This window comes from Algoriphagus sp. (assembly GCF_024642405.1).
Taxonomy (GTDB): Bacteria; Bacteroidota; Bacteroidia; order Cytophagales; family Cyclobacteriaceae; genus Algoriphagus.
Window position 1 is genome coordinate 1 of record NZ_JAHEBC010000432.1, and the last position, 2,942, is coordinate 2,942.

Annotated in this window: 5 protein-coding genes; all 5 read left to right on the forward strand. The window is 37.5% G+C overall.

The window, feature by feature from the left end:
* A partial coding sequence (locus tag Q0L68_RS18910) for a DUF6090 family protein (protein WP_296705809.1) occupies positions 1–649 on the forward strand: 649 nt, incomplete at its 5' end.
* The gene (locus Q0L68_RS18915; protein ID WP_296705810.1) at positions 646–1,371 is read left to right on the forward strand and encodes a DUF6090 family protein; all 726 of its coding nucleotides are present in this window, start codon (positions 646–648) and stop codon (positions 1,369–1,371) included. The genes Q0L68_RS18910 and Q0L68_RS18915, both read left to right, overlap by 4 nt.
* The gene (locus Q0L68_RS18920) at positions 1,368–2,090 is read left to right on the forward strand and encodes a hypothetical protein (RefSeq protein WP_296705811.1); all 723 of its coding nucleotides are present in this window, start codon (positions 1,368–1,370) and stop codon (positions 2,088–2,090) included. Before Q0L68_RS18915 ends, Q0L68_RS18920 begins: the two co-directional genes overlap by 4 nt.
* Positions 2,087–2,620, forward strand: coding sequence for a VOC family protein (locus tag Q0L68_RS18925; protein WP_296705812.1), 534 nt, complete (start codon positions 2,087–2,089; stop codon positions 2,618–2,620). Before Q0L68_RS18920 ends, Q0L68_RS18925 begins: the two co-directional genes overlap by 4 nt.
* Before the next feature lie 5 nt (positions 2,621–2,625).
* The coding region (locus Q0L68_RS18930; RefSeq protein ID WP_296705813.1) for an MBL fold metallo-hydrolase at positions 2,626–2,942 on the forward strand (317 nt) is incomplete at its 3' end.

Here is a 2,942-nt window from a genome sequence, read left to right on the forward strand (position 1 = left end):
GGTGGTAATCGGGATTTTGATTGCACTCCAGGTAAATAATTGGAATGAAAACAGAAAGGCGAAAATTAAATCTGTCAATTACTTAGTAGAATTCAAAAAGGACCTTGTAAACGATACCATAAACTTTAACAGAATTCTAGATTTATTAGAAACACAGATTCAGTTTGAATCTTGGACACTTTCGTATCTTTCCTACCAGCCGAAACATATGGATAGTTTACAAAGGACATTTTTTTCTCCTTATTATAATCAATCCATTTTGGACAGAGCCTATCAACAACTACAATCCTCAGATAATCCAAACTTAGTAGGATTCCCCGCACTTTTTGAAATGCTTACTTCTTACTATTCTGAAGATAAGTTCTTGGTAGACTTGTTTAACGAGAATGAAAAATCCTTTGTCACCACCAATAAATTCTATGAAAATTTGGGGAATGAATTTGAAGTTGTTTTGGATGATTTTCCAATGACGGCAACTGAGTCTGAACAAATGGAAACACTTTATTCCATGGCAGAATCCATTGAAGGAAGGAATTTTTTAAAGGAAAATTATATGCGCAGAAAATCTATGATTAATGTTTTCAAAAATGCAAAAAAGAAATCAAAATTATTGATTACTGAAATAGACAAACACATGCTTCTACCATGATCTCATTTTTTAGAAAAATCCGCCAAAAACTCCTAAAGGCCAACTCCATCACCAGATACCTTGCTTATGCTTTAGGAGAGATCCTATTGGTGGTAATCGGGATTTTGATTGCGCTTCAGGTAAATAACTGGAATGAAAGCAGGAAAGAAGATGCAGCACAAATAAAATTATTGACAAACTTTATGGTGGATCTGACGGCTGATTCAGTACTGCTCAAGGATTATGAATCGGATTTGTCGACAGTGACTAAAACCCACAAGGAGCTGTATTTGGCTCGCAAAGGGGTTATCTCAGCCCCTGAAATTGAAAATCCACAATTAATCAGAGGTTCGATTAGATACCATTCTATCACCCTTAGCAATCATCCAAACATCGGAACCCAAGTGATGGATGATGAAATTAGAAATGAAATTCTCGATTATTATCAATTTCTAGCAAGAGTGGAAAACTCTTATTTACAATATGACAATGTTGTCAAAGAAACCGTAAGGCCATATCTAGCAAAAAATCTCACCTTAAATCCTGATTTTCTTTTTGACAATGAGAAGGAGGATCAATCTCCCTTGGATCTAGATCAATTTTTTAAAGTAATTATACAAGATGATTTTGGACAAGTCCTTTTTGAGGCAAATCTTAAAGCTGAAGAAATGATGGAATTTTTTGAGGAACTAGAAAGTAGAAATAATGCGCTTCGGAGTTTGATTAAAACAAAGGTCAGATGAAAAGAATCTTTATAGTCTTGAAAGAAAAATGGCCGGAATATCTCTTTGAGATTATCGTGTTGGTGATCGGTATTTATGGTGCCTTTGAACTGGCAAACTATGGGGAAAATAGAAACCGGAGAAGATCTGAAATTGAAATCCTGAAAGGATGCAGGACGGAACTTATGGCTGATTTGGCCGAGATCAACCATAATATGGGCGAACTCAACAAAAGCCGACGCTCTTTAAAATTACTTATCGATGTTTTAGAGAATAACGGCCCTTACCATGATTCCTTAGCTTTTCATTTCAACTACACCTTCCTACCCATTCACTTTGTCCACTCCACCAGCTCTTTCGAAACCGCTAAATCCAGGGGACTTGACATCATCTCCAATTCAGAAATACGCTCCAAGCTTATTGCAGTCTATGATTCACAATATAAATTCTTCCTAAAAGGAGAGGAAGAAGAATTGGCAGAAGTGCAGCACTACCTCAGGAATATCCTTCCGGGGAGATTTGCTTCCGGATGGAATTATGGTGCGAAAGATACCTTCGAAGGCGAGATGGTTCCATTGGACTTTGAATCTCTGAAAGCCGACCAAGAGTTCCTCTTTTTTATCAAAACCCAGGAAAACCGAACCAAATCCTTTGTCGAATATTTTTATGAAAATCTGAAAAATTCAGTGGAGTCTATGATTGGGGATTTGGATAGCGAACTTAAACGACTGGACTCATGAAAAGAATTTCCAATTACCTAAGAATGCGAGTTTCCCTTTTCTTAATATTTACTTCTCTTCTGATCGGATGCCAGACTAAAGTAGATGATGGTAGATTACTTTCTCCCAGATTTAATCATGTTTACTTGAACGTTGCCAATATGGACAGATCGGTGGCTTTTTATACTGCTGCTTTTGATCTTGAACTGGTGAAGCAAATCAAGAAACTCAAACGGACCTCTGAAGAGGGAACCCCAGAAGAATACGAAATTTTCTTATCCCTTCTGAAATTTCCGGGGCAAGACTTTGTCTTAGAGATAGGAGAAAACCCCGCTTTCCAAGCAGAAAATGGCTCGGCAAACTATACACATATAGGAGTTGACGTATCCGATATTGAGGCAGCGAGTGAACGAATTTTGAAAGCAGGTGGAATATTAGCGCGTCCTTTAGCAATAGTAGAAACTGAGGATATCGCGGCAAAAACAATGTTTTTTACAGGCCCAGATGGAGAATCCTTAGAATTAATGCAACTTATTTCAGGAGAATTTTAAGAAATATGAAACGACAAGTACTTTACATTTTTCTTCTTGTACTTTTTTATGGAAGTGCAGTAGCTCAAGAACGGTCCAAAGAAAGACTTCATCAGGTAGCAGATTTGAAAATTACCACCTTGTCCACCATGCTCGCCAATAAAGGAATCGGAGAATGGGGCTATTCGGCATTGATAGAAAGTGAGGGCCGGAAATTATTGTTTGATACTGGAAGTCGGCCTGAAACAGTCCTTCAAAATGCCCAAGAGCTCGGTATTGATCTTTCAGATGTAGAGGATGTTTACTTAAGCCATAATCATTGGGATCATATCGGTGGACTTAT